Source organism: Alishewanella sp. d11 (assembly GCF_049390205.1).
GTDB lineage: Bacteria > Pseudomonadota > Gammaproteobacteria > Enterobacterales > Alteromonadaceae > Alishewanella.
The window spans coordinates 3,396,024-3,417,928 of sequence record NZ_CP186547.1 but is presented as its reverse complement, the minus strand read 5'-3'; the positions used below and the strand labels follow the sequence as shown (position 1 = coordinate 3,417,928).

Here is a 21,905-nt window from a genome sequence, read left to right as displayed (position 1 = left end):
AAAAATTATGGTTTTAAATCATCACTGGCTAAGTGTAGAATCAGCATGATTGTAACTAATGCTGTAAGCTTACATGCATGGCAACTAAAAATGGAGATAAAGGTGCAAGAATTTGTCATTTGGTATCAAGACCTCGGAATGCATGATGTTGACCGCGTTGGCGGTAAAAATGCCTCTTTAGGTGAAATGATTAGTAATCTGGCAGCGGTAGGTGTGCAAGTGCCTGGTGGCTTTGCAACAACGGCTTACGCTTTTAATCAATTTTTAGAGCAAAGTGGGGTGAACGAGCGGATTTATCAGCTATTGGATGGCTTGGATGTTGATAATGTAACCGCTTTGGCGGCGGCAGGTAAACAAATCAGACAGTGGGTTATTGATACACCCTTTCAACCTGAATTGGAGCAAGCCATTCAGCAAGCTTATCGGCAGTTACATCCGAATGAAGAAGAGGATATGTCATTTGCGGTGCGTTCGTCCGCTACTGCAGAGGATATGCCAGATGCATCTTTCGCGGGGCAGCAAGAAACCTTTTTGAATGTGCGTGGCTATGCGGCGGTGATTGTCGCCATTAAGCATGTTTTTGCGTCATTGTTTAACGATCGGGCTATCTCATACCGCGTACATCAGGGTTATGATCATCGTGGTGTCGCTTTATCTGCTGGCGTGCAGCGGATGGTACGTTCAGATTTAGCGTCTTCTGGTGTGATGTTTAGTATTGATACTGAATCTGGTTTTGATCAGGTGGTCTTTATTACGTCGTCTTATGGTTTAGGTGAAATGGTGGTGCAGGGGGCGGTAAACCCTGATGAGTTTTATGTGCACAAGCCAACCTTGGCGGCTGGGCGCCCAGCAGTTGTAAAACGTAATATAGGCAGTAAAGCAGTACAAATGGTCTACTCGTCTGAGGCAGGTCATGGTAAACAAGTGAAGATTGAAGATGTCCCTCAGCTAAAACGTCGTACTTTCTCCCTAACCGATGCCGAAGTACAACAACTTGCGCAGCAAGCTGTCGTTATTGAACAGCATTATGGTCGCCCAATGGACATTGAATGGGCAAAAGACGGCATAGATGGCAAGCTATACATTGTGCAAGCTCGTCCAGAAACGGTAAAGAGCCGTGAGGACAGCAATGCCATTGAACGTTATCAGTTAGCCAGTCGCAGTCATGTGTTGGTTGAAGGTCGTGCTATCGGTCAACGTATTGGTGCGGGTACGGCAAAAGTGTTAGCAGATATTTCGCAGATGGATCAGATCCAACCTGGGGATGTGTTGGTAACAGATATGACTGATCCCGATTGGGAGCCGATAATGAAGCGCGCTTCCGCCATCGTCACCAATCGCGGTGGTCGTACTTGCCATGCAGCAATTATTGCACGAGAGTTAGGTATTCCTGCCGTGGTCGGTTGCGGCGATGCGACGGCTAAAATCCAGGATGGTGAGCAAGTTACTGTGTCTTGTGCAGAAGGTGATACCGGTTTTGTGTATCAAGGTAAACTGGATTTCTCTGTAGTCAGTAGCCGCGTCGATCAGATGCCCTCGCTTGATTTAAAAGTTATGATGAACGTCGGCAATCCAGAGCGTGCTTTTGCATTCTCACGTTTACCGCATGCCGGTATTGGTTTAGCGCGACTAGAGTTTATTATTAACCGTATGATCGGGGTGCATCCCAAGGCGTTACTTAACTACGCTACACAAAGCCCTGAGATTAAAGCGAGCATTGACGAGTTAAGCGCTGGCTATGCTGATCCTGTAGAGTTTTATGTCGCCAAGTTAACCGAAGGTATTGCAACCTTAGCTTGTGCTTTTGCTCCAGAGAAAGTCATCGTTCGTATGTCCGATTTTAAATCGAATGAATACGCCAATCTGGTAGGTGGTCGGCAGTATGAACCGCATGAAGAAAACCCGATGATTGGCTTTCGTGGCGCCTCTCGCTACTTGTCTGAAGATTTCCGTGATTGCTTCGCCTTAGAAGTTGCAGCCTTAAAACGGGTGCGTAATATTATGGGCTTTAGCAATGTGGAAATTATGATTCCCTTCGTCCGTACCTTGGAGGAAGCTGCTGGCGTTATCGAGCTACTCGCCGCGCATGGTTTAAAACGTGGTGAAAACGGCCTAAGGGTCATCATGATGTGCGAGTTGCCTTCCAATGCCTTGTTGGCTGAGGAGTTTTTGCAATATTTTGATGGCTTCTCCATTGGATCAAACGATTTAACCCAGCTGACTCTAGGCTTAGATCGCGATAGTGGTCTGATTGCACATCTGTTTGATGAGCGAAATCCGGCGATTAAGAAGTTACTGGAAATGGCGATCAAGACCTGTAAAGCACAGGGTAAATATGTTGGGATTTGTGGACAGGGGCCTTCTGACCATGAAGACTTCGCGGCTTGGTTAATGGAGCAGGGTATAGAAAGTGTTTCTTTAAATCCCGATACCGTGGTAGATACCTGGTTGTATCTCGCCAAACAAGCCAGTCAACACAACGGCTGATTTTAGCCGCTTAGCATAGCCTCAAGCATCACTTGGGGCTTTTTTAGTCTGAAAACCACCTTTTTAGCAACTTCTTTCGAAAAACTTCTGGATAAAGTCCATTTTATGGTCAAGCAGTCATGCTTCGGCATAGCTAAATGCGAAAGCTTATGGCAAATTATTAGCGGAACTTAAAAGAACTATCCATAAATTATTAATTCTGTAACTAAGGTTGCACCGAATTAATTTTCAAGGACATAACAACATTATATCCAGGGGTTACGCATGCAGGAGTTGGTCAATACAATTAATAGTTATGTCTGGAGCTCAGCACTGATTTATTTGTGTCTAGGCGCCGGACTATTTTATTCCATATTAACGCGCTTTGCGCAAGTTCGACATTTTAAAGAAATGTGTAAATTGCTGTTAAACAACAGCAGTTCTGATAAAGGTATCTCTTCATTTCAAGCTTTAGCGGTTTCGCTTTCTGGTCGTGTCGGAGTAGGTAATATCGCTGGGGTAGCCGCTGCAATCGGTTTTGGTGGTCCTGGAGCGGTGTTCTGGATGTGGGTCGTTGCCTTTCTAGGTGCCAGTACCGCTTTTGCCGAATCGACATTGGGTCAAGTTTATAAAGTAGAAGAAAATGGCCAATATCGGGGTGGTCCAGCCTATTATTTTGAACGCTGTTTAGGCTGGCGCTGGTTAGGGGTTGTATTTGCTGTGTCAGCCATTATTGGTTGTGGCATCTTTTTACCTGGCGTCCAAGCTAATGCCGTTGGCAATGCCGTGACACAGGTGTTTGGTGACGGCAATATGGTAAGCACCAGTTTTGGTGACGTCGGCACGAATAAATTAGCCGCGCTGGCGCTCATTTTAATAGTTTTGGCCTTTATTATTTTTGGCGGTATTAAACGTATTGCTAACTTCACCCAAGTGGTGGTGCCTTTTATGGCATTGGGTTACATCGTAATGGCGCTGATTATCGTCTTTTTGAATTTGGATAAAGTACCTGACGTCTTTGGTCTGATTTTATCTGATGCCTTTACAGCGCAAGCAGGTTTTGGTGCAGCCATTGGTTGGGGCGTGAAACGAGGGATTTATTCTAACGAAGCTGGACAGGGCACGGGTCCCCATGCGGCGGCTGCGGCGGAAGTTGACCATCCGGCACAGCAAGGTTTAGTGCAGGCGTTCTCTGTTTACGTTGATACCTTATTTGTTTGTACCGCCACCGCCCTGATGATTTTAATTACCCAGCAATACAATGTGGTTGGCACTTTACCAGAAGGGCAATTTATTGTGCAGAATGTTGCTGCAGGAACGGAGATTGGTTCTGCGGCTTTTACGCAAATGGCGCTTAACAGTGTGTTTGGTCATTTCGGTCAGCTGTTTGTGGGTATAGCCTTATTCTTTTTCGCCTTTACCACTATTTTGGCTTACTACTACATTACGGAAACCAATGTGGCTTACCTCAATCGGATTTTTAATAATAAGTTACCGTTAATCGTCTTTAAAATCGTCCTGATGTCGATGGTGGCTTACGGCACTGTCAATGCAGCAGGCTATATTTGGGCCATTGGTGATATTGGTGTTGGTTTAATGGCGTGGATTAACGTGTTGGGTATTTTGGTTATTTTCTTTATCCATAAACCCGCTATTCTTTGCTTAAAAGATTACGAAGAGCAGAAAAAAGCGGGGGGGCCTATTACTTTTGATCCTGTTAAGCTAGGTATTAAGAACGCGACCTTTTGGGAAAAACGTTTAGCCAAGTCACAACAAGAAGAAAAACAATAATGTAACGTTTATCTGATCTATATCAGCCCCGAATGATCTCGGGGCTTTTTTTTAGGTTATGCTTAAGACTCTTTTTGAAAAACAAATGGGGCCTAGAATGCGTGAACTTTATATTGCCAATAAAAATTACTCCTCGTGGTCACTGCGGCCTTGGTTACTTATGAAGCAACTCGATATTGCCTTTACTGAACAGCTTGTGCCTTTTGCTGATCATGATAGTTTTAGTCGTTTTCGCAGCTTTTCGCCAAGTGGTAAAGTGCCTTGTATGGTGCAACACAATACGGTGATCTGGGACTCCTTGGCCATTGCTGAATATTTGTACGAGCATTATCCAAGTATCTGGCCAGCAGATAGACGAGTAAGAGCTTGGGCGCGTTGTGCTAGTGCAGAAATACATGCCAACTTTAATGCCTTACGTACTATTTGTAGTATGAACTGTGGCTTACGCATTCAATTGCATGAACGTTCAGCGCCACTTTTACGTGATTTACATCGGTTAGACGAGTTGCTGACTGAAGGCTTGGAAAAATTTGGCGGTCCATTTTTGGCAGGGCAACACTTTACCGCGGTTGATGCGTTCTATGCACCTGTTGCTTTTCGCCTGCAAAGCTATGGTATTGAGCTTTCGGAAAACGTAATGCGCTATTTTAATACCTTATTGTTGCTGCCTGCGATGCAAGATTGGTATCAACAAGCCTTGGCTGAGCCTTGGATTGATGCTGCGCATGACGAACAAATCAGCTTATATGGCGTGGTGACCGCTGATTTGCGTCATGCACTACAGAAGGTTTAATCAACGCCGATAAAGCCACCGGTTTGATGCGCCCATAACTGTGCATAGATGCCACCGGCTGCCACTAACTCAGCATGGGTGCCTTGCTCAACTACACGGCCTTTATCAAGTACGATCAGTCTATCCATTTGCGCTATCGTCGAAAGTCGATGCGCAATGGCAATGACTGTTTTATTTTGCATCAGCGTGTTTAAACTGGCTTGAATGGCGGCTTCTACTTCGGAGTCTAGTGCAGAAGTCGCTTCATCTAAAATCAGGATTGGAGCGTTTTTCAATAACACTCTGGCGATGGCGATCCGCTGACGCTGCCCACCAGAGAGTTTTACGCCGCGCTCGCCTACTTGCGCATCTAGGCCTTTGTTGCCTTTTAGATCGGTTAAATCTTCAATAAACAGACTAGCTTCTGCTTGTTCAGCTGCGGTCAGTAATTCTTGTTCACTGGCGTCAGGCCGACCATAACTGATATTTTCCCGCACAGAGCGATGCAGTAAAGAGGTATCTTGAGTCACCATAGCAATGTGTTTTCGCAGACTTTCCTGCGTCACTTTGCTGATATCTTGACCGTCAATTAAGATCTGGCCTGATTCCACATCATAGAAGCGTAATAACAAATTGACTAAGGTCGATTTGCCGGCGCCGGAGCGTCCAACTAAGCCAATTTTTTCACCCGGTTTGATGTTCAAACAAAGTGCTGAGAGTACCGCGGGCTTTTCGCTAGTGCGGTGGTCTTTACCATAATTAAAACTAACATTGGCAAATTCAATGGCGCCGGCAGAGACGTGCAGTTCACTGGCATTAGGGATATCCTGAACCTTGGCAGGTTGCGACAAGGTTGCGATACCATCGGCTACGGTGCCAATATTTTCAAATAAATTACTGACTTCCCACATTATCCATTGCGCCATGCCATTTAAGCGCAGGGCTAAACTCACTGCAATCGCAATAGCACCGACCGTGATAGCACTTCCCGCCCATAAGTAGAGTGATAATGCAGCTACTGCAAACACCAACAGATAATTCAGCGTTTGAACCGAGACACTGAGGCCCGTGGCAAGACGCATTTGTTGATATACTGGTTTTAAAAATACTTCCATGCTATCACGCGCATAGGATTCTTCGCGTTGTGTATAAGAAAACAGCTTAATGGTGTTGATATTGGTATAGCTATCAACGATACGACCTGTCATTTCGGAGCGCGCATCGGCTTGGGCCGTTGCCACCCGTTTAAGACGGGGGACAAAGTAGATCTGTAAGGCGATATAAAGCACCAGCCAAACTAGCATTGGGATAATCAGCCGTAAATCAGCGTCCGCCACAAAATATAGCATGGCTGAAAAATAAACAAACACATAGACCAGTACATCCAGCAGTTTCATCACCGTTTCTCGCACGGCCAAAGAAGTTTGCATGACTTTAGTGGCAATGCGGCCGGCGAAGTCGTTTTGATAAAAACTGACGCTCTGGCGTAACAAGTAGCGATGCGCTTGCCAGCGAATAGCCATAGGGTAGTTACCTAATAAGGTTTGGTGGACCAAGGCAGAGTGAAATAACGTTAGCAAGGGCAGTAAAACTAAGGTCACTAAAGCCATCCAAATCAGTGTGGCGCGTTCTTCACTAAAAAAACTTTCAGGATTTTTTTGCACTAACCAATCAACCAGCTGCCCCATAAAACTGAATAAAGATACTTCTAAGATGGCCAGCAACGCAGAGCTAAGCGACATAACCAGCAAAGGCCATTCCATGCCTTTGGTATAATGCCGACAAAAAGCCAGTAACCCTGTTGGCGGTTGAGTCGGCTCATCGTTAGGAAAGGGGCGGGTTAAACGTTCAAAAAATCCAAACATGTATAAACATCCGTAGAAAATGCGCAGCAAAGTGGTGCGAGATTGGCTATTGTAACGTAGATACGTCGGTATGTGCTCTTGAGTTTTATTTACTTTGCCCCAACTTAGCGTTTTGCTGCAGTACTTTTATCGAGACTTTAAATGAGTATTAAACTAATCACCTCAACATTGCTACCAACACCTTTTGCTGAATTTCGTTTACATGGTTTTGAAGCGGCTAATGGCAAAGAGCACGTTGCTCTGACTTTAGGCGACATCAGCACCGATGAGCCGGTGTTAGCTCGTGTACATTCCGAGTGCCTAACGGGTGATGCGTTATTTAGCTTACGCTGTGATTGTGGCCCACAGCTGGAAGCTGCAATGAAAAAAATTGCTGATACTGGCAGAGGGGTTATTTTGTATTTACGCCAAGAAGGGCGTGGTATTGGTTTAATCAATAAGATCCGCGCCTATGCTGAGCAAGACAAAGGGTTAGATACGGTGGAAGCCAATGAAATTTTGGGCTTTTTACCGGATCAGCGTGAATATGATGTTGCTGCTGAGATGTTTCGCCAACTGGGTGTTAAGCAAATTCGTTTACTCACTAACAATCCACGTAAACTGAAAGCATTGCAAGATGTAGGGGTTAATGTGTTAGAACGTGTACAGCATCGGGTGAAAACGACTGCTCATAGCCATCGTTATTTAGCTACTAAAGCAGCTAAAATGGGCCATATGGAATAACACTATACCTGTCGCAGTTAGCACCTTGCTGTTGATTGAGTAAGAATTTTTAGTGAGATAGCGCTTAATGGCGTTCAGGGGTTGGTGGTATACTATCCCCCATTAACTGACACGGGCTGGAAGTATGATCCCAAAGCTTAATCCGGAATTGGCATTAGATGCCAGCGTTGTTGCTTTTAGTAAAGCCCTCGTTAATGCTGGCTTTACGGGTGACATTGAAACCACTTATGCGAGCCGTATAGCGGTTGCCACCGATAACAGCATTTATCAAACGCTGCCACAAGCGGTACTGTTACCGCGCAGTACTGATGATCTGGTTATTTTGACCTCTTTGGCGCAAACATCCAGTTTTAGTCATTTAAAATTTAGTCCACGTGGCGGTGGTACCGGCACCAATGGCCAATCGCTCACTGAACATATCGTGGTCGACTTATCTCGCCATATGCGGCAAATTCTAGAGTTAAATATCCAAGAACGCTGGGTGCGAGTGCAAGCTGGTGTGATTAAAGATCAGCTAAATGCCTTTTTGAAACCCTATGGTTTTTTCTTTGCGCCAGACTTGTCGACATCAAATCGTGCAACCATTGGTGGGATGATTAATACCGATGCATCGGGTCAAGGCTCGTTAGTTTATGGTAAAACCAGTGACCATGTTTTAGCGTTAAAAACGGTTTTGATTGACGGCAATGTCCTACACACGCATAAAATGCCAACCTATGAGGCTGAACATCGGGCAGAGCAACCCAACAGCATTGGCCGCATCTATCAGCAGGTGCTTAGCAGCTGTCGTGACCAACGTACTGAAATCTTGGCGAAGTTTCCTCGTTTAAATCGTTTTCTAACGGGGTACGATCTGGAACATGTCTTTAACGACGATCTGTCTGAATTTGATCTTTCCAGAATTATCACCGGCTCAGAAGGCTCTCTTGGCTTCGTTGCCGAGGCAAAGCTGAATATTACGCCGATCGCTAAATTTAAATGCCTCCTTAACATTAAATATGACAGTTTTGAAAGTGCGCTGCGGCATTCCCCCTTCTTGGTCGCTGCCGAGGCGACGTCAGTAGAGACGGTCGATAGCAAAGTGCTGAATCTGGCGCGTAACGATATTATTTGGCATCAGGTAAAAGAACTGATTAGCGATATCCCTGGCAAAGACATGCAGGGGCTAAATATGGTGGAATACAATAGTGAAAATCAGGCGGATATAGAAACCAAAGTTGCGCTTTTAACGCGTAAATTAGATGACGCTATTGCTCAACAGCAACAGGGGATCATTGGCTATCAGTTAACTTATGATAGTACTGCTATTAATCATATTTATGCGATGCGCAAAAAAGCAGTGGGTCTTTTGGGGAATACCCAAGGCAGAGAAAAACCCATTGCTTTCGCTGAAGATACCGCTGTACCACCTGAACATTTAGCCGATTTTATTTTAGAGTTTCGTGCTTTATTAGATAGCCATAACTTACATTACGGTATGTTTGGTCATGTTGATGCCGGCGTGTTACATGTTAGGCCCGCATTAGATTTATGTGATCCGGAGCAAGAAAAGTTACTGCGAACTATCTCGGATCAGGTGGTGGCGTTAACCGCGAAATATGGTGGTTTAATGTGGGGTGAACATGGTAAAGGATACCGTAGCGAATATGGCCCCGCATTTTTTGGTGAAGCGCTTTTTACCGAATTACGAAAGATAAAAGCAGCTTTTGATCCACGAAACCGAGTTAACCCTGGCAAAATTTGTACGCCGTTACAAAGTGCAGATCAATTAGTCAGTGTCGATGGTGCCAAACGCGCTTGGTTTGATAAACAAATTCCCGTGGCGGTGAAAGATAGTTTTGACAGTAGCTTAAACTGTAATGGTAACGGCTTGTGTTTTAACTACGAAGAAAGTTCGCCCATGTGTCCTTCCAGCAAGATCACCAAAGATCGGCGGCATAGCCCGAAAGGGCGAGCGGGCTTGATGCGGGAATGGTTACGACTTAATCAACAACAAGGTATTGATATCTTAGCAGCCGAACAGCAGTTATTGGCTGAAGGGCAAGGGATCACGGCGCTTTGGCAAAAGCTAAAAAATAGTTGGGCGAAAAAGCAAGGTGAGCCAGATTTTTCTCATGAAGTGAAAGAAGCAATGGATGGCTGCCTTGCCTGTAAAGCCTGTGCTGGTCAATGTCCGATCAAAGTGGATGTACCCTCATTTCGTGCGCGTTTTCTGCAGCTATACCATAGTCGTTATCTTCGCCCTGCTAAAGATTATGTGGTTGGCAATATTGAACGTACTGCACCGTTATTAGCTAAGGCGCCAAGGTTGGTCAATTTCTTTCTAAAACAGCCTCTAGTGCAGCAGGGACTGTCGCGAAGCATTGGTTATGTTGATACACCTTTGCTATCAGTCCCCACATTAGCAGAGCGGCTAGGTGAAAAATATGCCTTTGATTTGGTTGCGTTGTCAAAGCTGAGTGCTGAGCAACGTGCGAAAACCGTGCTGTTGGTGCAGGATCCTTTTACCAGTTTTTATGAAGCCGATTTAGTTGCGGATACCTTAGCTTTAATGGAAAAACTGGGTTTCACCCCTGTTTTGCTACCCTTTATGCCAAATGGTAAACCGCAGCATGTGAAAGGCTTTTTACGTGAGTTTGCCAAAACAGCGAAATCAGCGGCGGATTTTTTAAATCAACTACATCAATTAGGTTTATCTTTAGTGGGTTTAGATGCTTCTTTAGTTTTGGTGTACCGCGATGAATATGCCAAAACCCTGGGGAGCGCCCGTGGTGATTTTCAGGTGTTGCTCGTACACGAGTGGTTAAGTGATAAACCGCTACCTAGACTGAACAACAACACGGAGTTTTCTTTACTGGCGCATTGCACCGAGAAAACCGCTTTACCCGCCAGCGAGAAAACTTGGCAGCAAATTTTTAAGCAGGCTGGACTCACTTTAAAACCAGTGAGTGTGGGGTGTTGTGGTATGGCAGGAACCTATGGTCATGAAACACAACAGCTTGAGAACAGTAAAGCCTTGTTTGACTTAAGCTGGCGTAAGCCGGTGGAAAATTTAGGCGCAGAAAAAATTCTAGTAACAGGGTTTTCATGCCGAAGCCAAGTGAAGCGATTAGTTGGTGACAAACCACGCCATCCGCTGCAAGCACTGTTAGCCTTGATATCTAATAGTTAATTGTCGTTGCTGTCATAGCAAACACCCGGCTTAGCCGGGTGTTTGTATTATTACCTAAGTTGTTTTTCGCTTAGAAACGATAAATACCTTTCAAGTAATAGTAACCACCATTAATGCCCATGGGCGAGGTTTCAAAATATTTGGCACCCAGAATACTGCTGATATTATCAGGAATACGTTCTGCTTTGGTATCAAACAGATTTTGTGCTCCCACTGCAACAGTGAAACTTTCATTGAAGTGATAAGCTGCTTCAACATCAAAGGTTACTTTTGCCGAGGCTTGCGTTACCCATTCATCAGAATCAGCATGTACACCCTGATATTCGCCAAAATAATTCGTTCTGACAAACATATCAATGGATTCCCATTGCTGATTCCAGGTCAACGTAGCACGGTGATTTGGTAAATCATTTTCTAAACGTGATACTTTGAAAGCACCTGTAACATCGGTAAAGCGTTTTACCTCAGTGTCAGTCCAGTTATAGGCTAAACTAAAACTACTTCTACCATCAAACAAGTTAGTCGAGTAGTTGGCTACTAGATCAAAACCTGTGGTAACGGTATCGAAGTCGTTGGTCAAATAGGTTAACTGTGATAGCGAGTCGATACCGCGTACACCGGCAGCTTTCAACTGATCACGGTCGGCTTGTGTAACCGCAAATTCGCGAGATTGGCCGATACGATCGTCAACTTCAATTCGAAATAAGTCTGCAGTAAAGAAGATACCGCCACTGCCGCTATACACTAAACCTAAGGTATAGCTTCTGGACTCTTCTGGCGTTAATTCTTTACCGCCTTTTAGTACTGAAACCGGGTTAGTAGGCGGTAATAAGCCGATATCAACTAATTCACCACCAATAATCGCAGTACGTACGTTACTTACATTGGCTTGACCAACAGTAGGTGCACGGAAACCAGTACTATGCGAACCACGGATAGCCAAATCTTCAGTCAAACGATATTGGCCAGTTACTTTATAGTTGGTGGTATTACCAAAGGAGTCATAATCTTCATAGCGTAATGCAGCAGCAACCAACAGGTTTTCTGATAACTCTGCTTCAGCATCAATGTAAGCTGCATAGTTACGACGGACATTCACACCGGCATTATCAGGTTGGAAACCAGGAAAGCCGTTTGAACCATTGGTTAATTGGCTAACATAAGGACCCACTTCCCACGAGGCAGTTTCACCTGCAATAATCTCAAAGGTTTCTTCAGCCCATTGAACACCGGCTGCGATGGCTAAATCGTTGTATAACCCGGCTTCGATGTATTTAACAAAATCAGCGCCAAAGTTCTTTTCCAGTTGCACATATTTACCTGCATCAAAGGCCGTTGGCGTTTCTGGGCCTAAAGACGCATTTACGGTATTGACGATATTAAAGGCTGATTCGTTTCGACCCACGCTGCCATAGAAATCGTAGAAAACGCCTTTGAAAACGCCTTCTTTGAATTCACCTTTGGTACCAGCCGTTAAAGACGTATCCGTGATATTGCCACCAAAGTTTGGTGTAAAACCGCCCGGGAACATGGAGAAAAAGGTAAAGCAGTTACTCGGTAGGGCACCAACTCGAGCGGTAATCTCGCCATGGTTAAGCTTACGGTCGCCATCAAATAACGAAACATTGGCACAATTTCCAGCACCTGTAGTATCGATTACTTCTAACGTTCGGCCACCGTCATTCGAGAATACACCACCACGGGTATGCGGGTTACGGTAATAAAAACCACCTACGACATCGCGCTCAGCATAGTTACCAAATAAGTAGGCTGAACGATCATTACCCAGCTCTAAGCCTGAGTTAAAGAAGAAGGTGAAATCATCTTTAACTTCAGGTGAACCCCAAATTTGCGCAATAGGTGCAATGTCTGGGTTTCCTTGAGCAGCGAGGGTTGCTGCATCACCACGTTGTACGCTGCGGCTTGTAGGATCCACATTTTTGTATTGTAAACTGACGTTCACAAAACCATCTTGGGTAAGTGGCATACCAAAATTAGCAGCTAGCTCAGTTGAGCTGCCATCACCTTCATAATATTCACCTTGTTTTACTTCAATGGTGCCGCCATCCGCATTATCTTTTAAAACAAAGTTAATTACCCCTGCGATGGCGTCAGAGCCATATTGTGCGGCTGCGCCATCACGTAAAACTTCAACTTGCTTTAATGCGATGCCCGGAATGACCGAAATGTCAGGCCCTTGCGCGCCATCATTAATACCACCGCCTAGAAAGGTAATAACGGAAGCACGATGGCGTCTTTTACCATTTAATAAAACTAAGGTACTGTCTGATGACAGACCACGTAAGTTAACAGGGCGTGTTAACGTTGCGGTATCACTTATAGGATTAGCGTGCACATTAAGTGATGGAATGGTTGTGGTCAACATGTTAAGCATATCGCTACTGCCATTTTTCATTAGCTCATCGCCATCGATAATATCAACAGGGACGGGTGAGTCTGCAATAGACCTTGGTGCTAAACGAGTACCAACCACAGCAATTTTTTCGACTTTTGTCTCAGCGGCCACGGTTTCATCTGCTAGTACAGACGAAGAGTAAACACCTAGAGCTAAACTTGACGTTAGTGCATATTTTACGGCCCGACTGACTGGATGATAATATTTAGGTTTATTCATGACTTTTTCCTGGATAATTAATGGAACGGTCTGCGGACGCTTCGCTGTATTATTTTGGCGTCTTAATAACCATATTTTATAAATTGCATGCTGTCTATCTTATTTGTACAGCATCTTAACGCAGGTGGTGGTTTTTTAATCAAATCTTAATCGTTATAGGGACAAGAATGACAGAATTATCTAAAAATAGGATTTCATCGGTTAAATGGGAGCTCAAGCCTTTGGTGCGTCAGTTTTATGCAGCCACGGTTGAGCTGGCAAATGACATACACGGCGCCGGCTATTTAACTGAAGATCTATTAGCGGTTATGGTGAGTCAAGGTGCTACCCAGATGGCTAATGCCAGCTGTGTAGCCATTGTTGGCGAGCAGGTGGTTGCTTATCGTCTGAGTTTTTTAGCTGGTAAATGGTTACCCGATGAATGGTGTACCCAAGAGCAGTGGCCGGTACCCGCTTCTAACATGGCATATTTTAAGTCAGTGGCGGTAAGTCCTACGCTGCAAGGCTTAGGTATCGGTCAGGCATTATTACAACACTCTATTGGCGTGTTAAGGCAGCAGGGTGCGACTGCAGGGCTGGCACACCTTTGGCGGGAATCGCCTAATAACAGTGCAGTTCGCTATTTTACAAAAGCGGGCGGCGAGTTAATTAAAATTCATGAAAATCGCTGGCAACATTTATCAGCACAAGGGTATGCTTGTCCACGGTGTCACTCACTTTGCTGTTGCAGTGCTGCTGAGATGGTTTTGCGGTTTTAACGAAAACCACACTGTTCTACCTAAAATAATAATGAGAAAGATATGACATTTTGGCCTGAGTTTTTGTTAATTGCTACTGCACATTTATTGGCGGTAGCAAGCCCTGGACCCGATTTTGCGATTATCCTACGCTACGCTGTACGTTATGGCAGAACCACGGCAATTTATACCAGTCTAGGCATTGGTTGCGCTATTTTATTACATGTGACCTATTCGTTAGTAGGGATTGGTGTACTGATTCAAACGACACCTTGGCTATTTCAGGCACTGTCAGTGTCGGCCGCCTTGTATTTAATTTATCTGGGGCAGGGTGCTATTCGCGCCAAAGCACCAGCAAGCACAGCGGATACTGTGGCAACAGAACAAGTACTCGCATTGCCCGCGCCACGCGCAGCATTTTACGCTGGCTTTATTACTAATGGCTTAAACCCCAAAGCGACGTTATTTTTTTTATCGTTATTTGCGGTGGTGATTTCGGCCGAAACACCTTTAGCCTATAAAGCCTTTTATGGTGTTTATATGGCAGTGGCCACGGCAGCTTGGTTTATCTTGTTATCGTTTTTGCTAACTCAAAGTAAGGTGAGATATTTTTTACTGGCAAAAGGATTTTGGTTTGATCGTATCATGGGCATTTTACTGCTTATGCTGGCGGGGCATTTATTGTTAAACAGCTTTACGGCTTAACTTGGTGTTTTTAAAGGTTGCCGTTATAATGCGCGCCGCCATAACGGCCTTAACGTAATTGCACTGGATTTACGATCCAGCCGAGCAAGAGGAAAACCCATGTTTGTTGTTGCAGCACTGTATAAATTCGTTGATTTACCTGATTATGAAGCATTACGTGAACCGCTTTATAATCATATGGTCATGCATAAAGTAAAGGGCACCTTGTTATTAGCTGCTGAAGGGATTAATGGCACAATTTCCGGACCACGCGAAGGGATAGATGCTGTATTAGCTTGGTTAGCTGCCGATGGCCGCTTCGTTGGTATGAGTTATAAAGAATCTTTTGCGGAAGAACAAGCCTTTTACCGTACCAAAGTGAAGCTTAAAAATGAAATTGTGACCATGGGGGTCGCTGGTATTGATCCTAAACACATTGTCGGTACTTATGTAAAAGGAGATGACTGGAATAAGCTGATCAGTGATCCTGAAACCATCCTCATCGATACCCGCAATGACTATGAAGTGGCTATTGGTACTTTTGAAGGTGCAATCAATCCGAATACCACCAATTTCCGCGAGTTTCCGCAATGGGCTGCAGAAAATTTAGATAAAACCAAGCATAAGAAAGTCGCCATGTTTTGTACTGGCGGTATTCGCTGTGAAAAATCTACGGCTTTTCTAAAAGAGCAAGGTTTTGAAGAGGTGTATCACCTTGATGGCGGTATCTTAAAATACCTTGAAGAAATGCCGGAAGAGCAGAGTAAATGGCAAGGTGAGTGTTTTGTCTTTGATCAGCGTGTTGCGGTTAAGCATGGTTTAGCACAAGGTAGCTATGATCAATGTTATGCCTGTCGCATGCCGTTATCCCAAGCTGAAATGCAGTCTGCACACTACATTAAAGGTCTAAGCTGTCCGCATTGTTATGACAAAACGACAGAGGAACAAAAAGCGGCTTTTGCTGAGCGTCAACGGCAAGTAGAACTTGCCAAACAACGTGGTGAGAAACACATCCGTGATGGTAAATTCGAATAACTGGTCATTTTAAACAGCCAGCCAGTGTCATACTGGCTGCTTAACCTCAAGTTAAACTTGCTAGCAAACGCAGTTACTCTTCAGCTAACTGCGCACCAAGTTGGTTAAGTGTCTCAATAAAATCTTCGTCTTGGTTTTCAACATTTTTAATCTCTGAGTAAAGGGCAATCGCTTTAGCTCGTTGATCTTGTTGCAAGTACAGTTGTGCCAAACGAAGCTTAGCTCGGTGTAATCTTGGCTGTTGGCTATCTTGAAAAAAGGCCAAATAATGTTCCAAAGCCGCTATACCCTCTACTTTATACTCACCGGTAAAAACGGCTAAACGGCCGATTTGAAAATGCGTGTTCTGTAGTTGAATAGGATCAGTGAGTAAAGGCAATACTTTTAAGTAGGTTTGTTGTGCGACAAGAAAAGCGCTTTGTTGAGTCAATAAATTGGCTTTACGGATTAAAAAGGCGGTATTATCGGGATCTTTTGTTAATGCTTGCTCTAAAATCTGTAAAGCTTCGTTAGCTCTTTCTTCATGGACAGCAATATTCACTTGAGCAAGAATCCCTTGTACGGCATCAAGTTTACTCAGTTCAATAACACGCTCTCTGGCTAACTCCTCGCTGCCACCGACGTTGGCCGGCGCAGTTTGATAGAAACTAATTAATGCTTGTTGTGCTTGAAAGTTAGTCGGCTCAAGGCGAATTGCTTCGAGTAATAATCCAAGTGCATCATTTGCTCTCTTTCGTGCATTGAAAACACTACCAGTGTTTGCTAGCACAAGTTTATTCAACGCGGCTTGCGTTAAAATACCACTATGCTCAGGATAAGCTAACACTAACGTATTAAGTAAGGTATTGGCTTCTTCTCGCAAATGTTGTTGTATCAGTGTCCTAACTTGAAGCAACATGAGATCTGGATGCTGTTGGGCGTTGTCAACAGCGTCTATCGCTTGCAAAAGTTGTTGATACTGTGCGCGTTCAAAGAGTTGTTGTAACTCAGTGGGTACAACCGCCATTGCAGGAAAGCTTAATAATAAGGTGAAGAAAACAGATTTCATTGTGGGGAGCCGGCTAAACCAGTGTAATTTTATCAGGTGATTTTAACGTAAAACCGGTGATAATAGCTATGTTAGTCTGGTATTTCTATAGTCAGATCACTAACAGGCACACTGCAGCAAGGTAAAAACTCACCGCGGCGAACGAAGGCTAAGGGCTCTTGTAGGTATTGCACTTGGCCACAGACTAATTTACAACGGCAGGCACCACAAAAGCCTTCCCGACATTGAAAACTCACACTCTGTTTATTTGCTTCAAGGAATTCAAGCAAATTTCGACAACCACTGTTATACAACAGTGGTGCCTGACCGTTAATACTAATATTTGGCATTGAACTTACAGATCGAAATCGCCAAATTCAGCACTGTCTACTTCGTTATCTATTTGCCCAACGAGGTAAGAACTGATCTCTGATTCTTGCGGAGCAACCTGCACATTATCGGATACCAACCAAGTATTTATCCATGGGATGGGATTTTGGGTAGTCGCAAAACGCGGTTTTAAACCTACTGCTTGCATCCTACTATTGCTGATATATTCCACGTATTGGCATAAGATGTCTTTATTTAAGCCAATCATCGAGCCGTCTTTAAACAAGTATGCTGCCCAGTCTTTTTCCTGCTCTGCAGCTAAAGTAAAGATAGCATAGGCTTCTTCTTCACATTCTTTCGCAATATCAGCCATTTCTGGATCATCATCACCGCTGGCCATGATGTTGAGAATGTGTTGCGTGCCGGTAAGGTGCAATGCTTCGTCACGGGCAATTAAACGGATGATCTTGGCATTACCTTCCATTAATTCACGCTCAGCGAAAGCAAAGCTGCAGGCAAAACTCACATAAAAACGGATAGCTTCCAGCACATTGACTGACATCATACAAAGGTAGAGACGTTTTTTCAGTTCGCGCAAAGTGATTTTTTCAAGCTTGCCATTGATCGTATGTTCACCTTCACCACAGCGCTGGTAAAGATTAACGCCATCGATTAGTGCATCATAATAGCGAGTCACATCTTGTGCCCGTTCCAGAATTTTCTGGTTAAGCATAATATCATCGAACACTTTATGTGGTTCAGCCGTGATGTTGCGCACAATATGCGTATAGCTGCGGCTATGAATGGTTTCACTAAAAGCCCAAGTTTCTATCCATGTTTCTAATTCTGGAATCGAGACGATGGGTAATAAGGCCACATTTGGCGAACGACCTTGCACAGAATCCAGTAAGGTTTGGTATTTTAGATTACTTAGGAAAATATGTTTTTCATGTTCAGGTAATTGTTGAAAATCAATCCGATCTTTACTGACATCAATTTCTTCTGGTCGCCAGAAAAAGCTCAACTGTTTTTCAATCAGCTTTTCAAAAATGGGATATTTCTGCTGATCATAGCGGGAAACATTCACTGCATTACCAAAGAACATCGGCTCTTTGAGTTGGTCGTTAATGTTGCGGTTAAAGGTTGTATACGCCATGCTGATTATTTATCCTGAAAACATTGTTACTAACACATATAACTGAAGAAGAGCGGCAGAACCGCTCTTGTTGTTGTTAAATTTTACAAGCTCCGCCTGCACAGCCATCGTCTTCTGCTGTCGCTTTAATATCATCTTGCAGATCCGCTGCACCATCTCGTGTATTGTGGTAATACATGGTTTTTACACCTAGCTTATAGGCGTTTAGTAAGTCTTTTAATAAGACTTTCATCGGCACTTTACCGCCCTCAAATTTTGACGGATCGTAGTTGGTATTCGCAGAAATGGTTTGGTCGATAAACTTTTGCATTATCGCCACCAGCGCCAGATAACCGTCATTAGAGGGAATATCCCAAAGTAGCTCATACTGGTCTTTTAAACGATCATATTCAGGTACCACTTGTTTCAGAATGCCGTCTTTGCTTGCTTTAACACTGATATGGCCTCGTGGTGGCTCAATACCATTCGTTGCATTCGAAATTTGCGATGAGGTCTCTGACGGCATCAAAGCCGATAACGTCGAGTTCCTTAAACCGTACTGCAAGATGTCTTTACGTAACTGCTCCCAATCTAGATGTAGCGGTTCCTGACACACTTTATCGAGATCTTTTTTATAGGTATCAATAGGCAAGATCCCTTGAGCATAGGTTGTTTCATTAAACTTTGGACACGGACCACGTTCTTGTGCCAGTTTTACCGAAGCTTTTAACAAATAATACTGAATCGCCTCAAAGGTACGGTGTGTTAAACCATTGGCGGAACCATCAGAATATTTAACCCCATGTTTGGCCAAATAGTAAGCATAGTTAATGACACCAACGCCAAGGGTACGGCGCGCAATAGAAGCAGAGTAGGCGGCAGGGATCGGATAATCCTGATAGTCTAACAAGCTATCTAATGAACGCACAGCTAACTCGGCCAACTCCTCTAACTCAGCTAAATCCGTAATGGCACCAAGATTAAAGGCCGACAATGTGCATAGTGCAATTTCACCCTCTGGGTCGTTGACATTAGATAATGGCTTGGTAGGTAAAGCAATTTCCAGACACAGATTACTTTGTCTTACCGGCGCAAGTTCTGGGTTAAAAGGGCTGTGGGTATTACAGTGGTCAACGTTTTGTAAGTAAATACGGCCGGTACTGGCGCGTTCTTGCATGAACAGGGTGAACAGTTCAATCGCTTTAATTCGTTTTTTCCGAATTGTGCTATCTGCTTCATATTTTACATAGAGCGCTTCAAAACGTTCTTGGTTTTCAAAGAACGCATCATATAAGCCTGGCACATCAGAAGGACTAAATAAGGTGATATAGTCGTCTTTAATTAAACGTTGGTACATCAAACGGTTAAATTGAACGCCATAATCTAGATGCCGTACACGGTTTTCTTCTACACCACGGTTATTTTTAAGAACCAGTAAAGACTCAACTTCTAAATGCCAAAGTGGATAAAATAAGGTCGCTGCACCGCCGCGAACACCACCTTGCGAACAGCTCTTAACGGCGGTTTGAAAATGTTTATAAAAAGGGATACAACCCGTATGAAAGGCTTCACCATTGCGGATTGGACTACCTAGCGCGCGGATCCGTCCGGCATTAATACCAATGCCTGCCCGCTGACTCACATATTTGACAATAGCACTGGCGGTAGCATTAATAGAATCGAGGCTGTCGCCGCATTCGATTAACACACAAGAACTAAATTGACGAGTAGGAGTACGAACACCTGACATGATCGGTGTAGGAAGTGAAATTTTAAATAACGATGTTGCATCATAAAAGCGACGGACATAATCAAGTCGATTACTCTTCGGATAGTTAGCAAATAAACAGGCTGCAACTAACATATAAAGAAACTGTGCACTTTCGTAAATTTCGCCAGTAACCCGATTTTGGACTAAATATTTGCCCTCTAGCTGTTTCACGGCCGCGTAGCTAAAATTTAAATCACGGCTGTGATCAATAAAGCTATTTAGCTGTTCAATTTCTTCACGGCTATAGTCAGCTAAAATGTGCGCGTCATAGCGTTTCGCTTCGACCATTTTTACAAGGTGCTGATACAAGTGCGGTGGTTCAAATTGACCGTAAGCTTTTTTGCGCAAATGGAACACGGCTAAGCGTGCAGCTAAGTATTGATAATCTGGCGTTTCTTTAGCAATAAGATCGGCCGCAGCTTTGATGATCGTTTCATGGATATCAGAGGATTTTATTCCGTCATAAAACTGAATATGTGATTTTAACTCAACCTGTGATACCGAGACATTGGTTAGGCCTTCGGCTGCCCAGGTTATAACCCGATGAATTTTGTCCAAATCAAGAGGCTCACGTCGCCCATCGCGTTTAGTCACAGATAAAGTTTGAGTCATCGCTGAAGTGTTCCATTTCTTTATAAATTTGATTAAACCATGCACTGAGCAAGGCGAGAAAATACACGGGCGTTGCCGACGAATTACACAACATATGGGTGTATTTCAAAAGTCGATCACAAGATAGTGTGTATTTTTGTATTTTGCAAGGGAGGATGAAAGGCTAATTTTAGCAAGAAAGGGAATGGGTAAGTAGCTGCTAACCTGCGGCTCAGTGTGTGTGGTCTTGCCCCATTTAGGCAAGCATTTTTATAGAAAATTTTCTTAAAAATTTATTTGTTCTATAAACAGACATTTTAAGATCTACTGGTTATTTAGCCTGCAATATTTGAAGGCTAAATAACGTAGGCTTAAATTTTATAGGGGTTTTCTAGCCACTACAAAATAGTTGACGTCTAAACCAGGGCCAAGTTTAAAGCTATTATGGAGCGGATTAAAATGCAGACCTGTGGCATCAACTAATTCTAAGCCCGCATCTTCAATATAGCGCATTAACACAGAAGGCCGAATAAACTTGGCATAATCATGCGTACCTTTTGGGACCAAACGCAAGACATATTCTGCACCGAGAATCGCGAAAAGGTAGGCTTTAGGTGTTTTATTAATGGTAGAGAAGACCAAGGTTGCACCCGGTGCAGCTAAATCAGCACAAGCCTGCACTACAGAAGCCGGATCAGGCACATGCTCTAACATCTCCATACAGGTGACGACTGTAAACTGCCCAGCATGCTGTTGGGCAAATTCTTCCGCAACACTTTGCTGATAATCGATGGTTAAGCCACTTTCTAGTGCATGCAAACGCGCGACGTTTAAACCGTCGCTGGCCATATCAATGCCTGTGACATCAGCACCTGCTCGCGCCATACTTTCCGCTAAAATACCACCACCACACCCCACATCAATGATCTTGCGTCCAAAAAGTCCTGCAACTTGATCGCTGATATAACTGAGGCGCGTCGGATTGAGTAAATGTAATGGTTTAAATTCGCCTTCGGGATCCCACCAGCGCGCTGCGATGTCATTGAACTTAGCAATCTCTGCAGGATCTACATTGTTATCTTTTATCATTGTTCTAACCTGATTGTTTTTCATCATTATAAAGCCTTGATCTGTTCTCGCAAAGGCGGCAATCTAGCCAGCTAGCATAAAC

The 21,905-nt window shown here is 44.0% G+C and carries 15 protein-coding genes; 8 read left to right on the top strand and 7 right to left on the bottom strand.

Annotated elements, in window-relative coordinates:
• Nucleotides 1-102: 102 nt before the first annotated feature.
• From ppsA to ACO1PK_RS15290, 3 genes are all read left to right on the top strand, one after another.
• On the top strand, nt 103-2,487 hold the full coding sequence (gene ppsA, locus ACO1PK_RS15300) for a phosphoenolpyruvate synthase (protein ID WP_423186467.1): 2,385 nt from the start codon (nt 103-105) through the stop codon (nt 2,485-2,487).
• Nucleotides 2,488-2,751: 264 nt separating this feature from the next.
• A complete protein-coding gene (locus tag ACO1PK_RS15295) occupies nt 2,752-4,257 on the top strand; it encodes an alanine/glycine:cation symporter family protein (RefSeq protein WP_423186466.1) in 1,506 nt (501 codons plus the stop codon).
• Nucleotides 4,258-4,354: 97 nt separating this feature from the next.
• Nucleotides 4,355-5,050, top strand: coding sequence for a glutathione S-transferase family protein (locus ACO1PK_RS15290; RefSeq protein ID WP_423186465.1), 696 nt, complete (start codon nt 4,355-4,357; stop codon nt 5,048-5,050).
• On the opposite strand, the gene ACO1PK_RS15285 is transcribed toward ACO1PK_RS15290, so the two are convergent.
• Nucleotides 5,047-6,894, bottom strand: a complete 1,848-nt coding sequence (locus ACO1PK_RS15285) for an ABC transporter ATP-binding protein (protein WP_423186464.1) — start codon at nt 6,892-6,894, stop codon at nt 5,047-5,049. The genes ACO1PK_RS15290 and ACO1PK_RS15285 overlap by 4 nt on opposite strands.
• Nucleotides 6,895-7,035: 141 nt before the next feature.
• Between ACO1PK_RS15285 and ribA the strand changes: the two genes are divergently transcribed.
• Nucleotides 7,036-7,617, top strand: coding sequence for a GTP cyclohydrolase II (gene ribA, locus ACO1PK_RS15280; RefSeq protein WP_423186463.1), 582 nt, complete (start codon nt 7,036-7,038; stop codon nt 7,615-7,617).
• A 124-nt stretch (nt 7,618-7,741) separates the two neighbouring features.
• A complete protein-coding gene (ydiJ, locus tag ACO1PK_RS15275) occupies nt 7,742-10,789 on the top strand; it encodes a D-2-hydroxyglutarate dehydrogenase YdiJ (RefSeq protein WP_423186462.1) in 3,048 nt (1,015 codons plus the stop codon).
• Nucleotides 10,790-10,859: 70 nt separating this feature from the next.
• Here ydiJ and ACO1PK_RS15270 read toward each other — a convergent pair whose 3' ends face one another.
• Nucleotides 10,860-13,424, bottom strand: a complete 2,565-nt coding sequence (locus ACO1PK_RS15270) for a TonB-dependent receptor plug domain-containing protein (RefSeq protein ID WP_423186461.1) — start codon at nt 13,422-13,424, stop codon at nt 10,860-10,862.
• A gap of 167 nt (nt 13,425-13,591) precedes the next feature.
• Here ACO1PK_RS15270 and ACO1PK_RS15265 point away from each other — a divergent pair, with 167 nt between their 5' ends.
• From ACO1PK_RS15265 to ACO1PK_RS15255, 3 genes are all read left to right on the top strand, one after another.
• Nucleotides 13,592-14,182 carry a GNAT family N-acetyltransferase gene (locus ACO1PK_RS15265; RefSeq protein ID WP_423186460.1) on the top strand — a complete coding sequence of 197 codons (591 nt, stop codon included), beginning with the start codon at nt 13,592-13,594 and terminating at the stop codon, nt 14,180-14,182.
• 42 nt (nt 14,183-14,224) lie between these two features.
• Entirely contained in the window at nt 14,225-14,866 is a 642-nt protein-coding gene (locus tag ACO1PK_RS15260; RefSeq protein ID WP_423186459.1) for a LysE family translocator, read from the top strand.
• A 99-nt stretch (nt 14,867-14,965) separates the two neighbouring features.
• A complete protein-coding gene (locus tag ACO1PK_RS15255; protein ID WP_423186458.1) occupies nt 14,966-15,880 on the top strand; it encodes a rhodanese-related sulfurtransferase in 915 nt (304 codons plus the stop codon).
• A gap of 73 nt (nt 15,881-15,953) precedes the next feature.
• On the opposite strand, the gene ACO1PK_RS15250 is transcribed toward ACO1PK_RS15255, so the two are convergent.
• The 5 genes from ACO1PK_RS15250 to ubiG all read right to left on the bottom strand — a co-directional run bounded on the left by ACO1PK_RS15250 (nt 15,954) and on the right by ubiG (nt 21,850).
• Nucleotides 15,954-16,928, bottom strand: coding sequence for a tetratricopeptide repeat protein (locus tag ACO1PK_RS15250; protein WP_423186457.1), 975 nt, complete (start codon nt 16,926-16,928; stop codon nt 15,954-15,956).
• Nucleotides 16,929-16,999: 71 nt separating this feature from the next.
• Nucleotides 17,000-17,257 carry a class I ribonucleotide reductase maintenance protein YfaE gene (yfaE, locus tag ACO1PK_RS15245; RefSeq protein WP_423186456.1) on the bottom strand — a complete coding sequence of 86 codons (258 nt, stop codon included), beginning with the start codon at nt 17,255-17,257 and terminating at the stop codon, nt 17,000-17,002.
• 5 nt (nt 17,258-17,262) lie between these two features.
• Nucleotides 17,263-18,393 carry a class Ia ribonucleoside-diphosphate reductase subunit beta gene (gene nrdB / locus ACO1PK_RS15240; protein WP_423186455.1) on the bottom strand — a complete coding sequence of 377 codons (1,131 nt, stop codon included), beginning with the start codon at nt 18,391-18,393 and terminating at the stop codon, nt 17,263-17,265.
• 76 nt (nt 18,394-18,469) lie between these two features.
• Nucleotides 18,470-20,755 carry a class 1a ribonucleoside-diphosphate reductase subunit alpha gene (gene nrdA, locus ACO1PK_RS15235; protein WP_423186454.1) on the bottom strand — a complete coding sequence of 762 codons (2,286 nt, stop codon included), beginning with the start codon at nt 20,753-20,755 and terminating at the stop codon, nt 18,470-18,472.
• A gap of 357 nt (nt 20,756-21,112) precedes the next feature.
• On the bottom strand, nt 21,113-21,850 hold the full coding sequence (gene ubiG / locus ACO1PK_RS15230) for a bifunctional 2-polyprenyl-6-hydroxyphenol methylase/3-demethylubiquinol 3-O-methyltransferase UbiG (RefSeq protein ID WP_423186453.1): 738 nt from the start codon (nt 21,848-21,850) through the stop codon (nt 21,113-21,115).
• Nucleotides 21,851-21,905: the final 55 nt, after the last annotated feature.

Coding starts and splice junctions, on each gene's coding strand:
- nrdA (WP_423186454.1), bottom strand. CDS start 20,755: ATGACTCAAACTTTATCTGTGACTAAACGCGATGGGCGACGTGAGCCT.
- ACO1PK_RS15250 (WP_423186457.1), bottom strand. CDS start 16,928: ATGAAATCTGTTTTCTTCACCTTATTATTAAGCTTTCCTGCAATGGCG.
- ACO1PK_RS15265 (WP_423186460.1), top strand. CDS start 13,592: ATGACAGAATTATCTAAAAATAGGATTTCATCGGTTAAATGGGAGCTC.
- ACO1PK_RS15290 (WP_423186465.1), top strand. CDS start 4,355: ATGCGTGAACTTTATATTGCCAATAAAAATTACTCCTCGTGGTCACTG.
- ACO1PK_RS15260 (WP_423186459.1), top strand. CDS start 14,225: ATGACATTTTGGCCTGAGTTTTTGTTAATTGCTACTGCACATTTATTG.
- ydiJ (WP_423186462.1), top strand. CDS start 7,742: ATGATCCCAAAGCTTAATCCGGAATTGGCATTAGATGCCAGCGTTGTT.
- ACO1PK_RS15270 (WP_423186461.1), bottom strand. CDS start 13,424: ATGAATAAACCTAAATATTATCATCCAGTCAGTCGGGCCGTAAAATAT.
- ACO1PK_RS15295 (WP_423186466.1), top strand. CDS start 2,752: ATGCAGGAGTTGGTCAATACAATTAATAGTTATGTCTGGAGCTCAGCA.
- ACO1PK_RS15285 (WP_423186464.1), bottom strand. CDS start 6,894: ATGTTTGGATTTTTTGAACGTTTAACCCGCCCCTTTCCTAACGATGAG.
- ribA (WP_423186463.1), top strand. CDS start 7,036: ATGAGTATTAAACTAATCACCTCAACATTGCTACCAACACCTTTTGCT.
- nrdB (WP_423186455.1), bottom strand. CDS start 18,393: ATGGCGTATACAACCTTTAACCGCAACATTAACGACCAACTCAAAGAG.
- ACO1PK_RS15255 (WP_423186458.1), top strand. CDS start 14,966: ATGTTTGTTGTTGCAGCACTGTATAAATTCGTTGATTTACCTGATTAT.
- yfaE (WP_423186456.1), bottom strand. CDS start 17,257: ATGCCAAATATTAGTATTAACGGTCAGGCACCACTGTTGTATAACAGT.
- ubiG (WP_423186453.1), bottom strand. CDS start 21,850: ATGATGAAAAACAATCAGGTTAGAACAATGATAAAAGATAACAATGTA.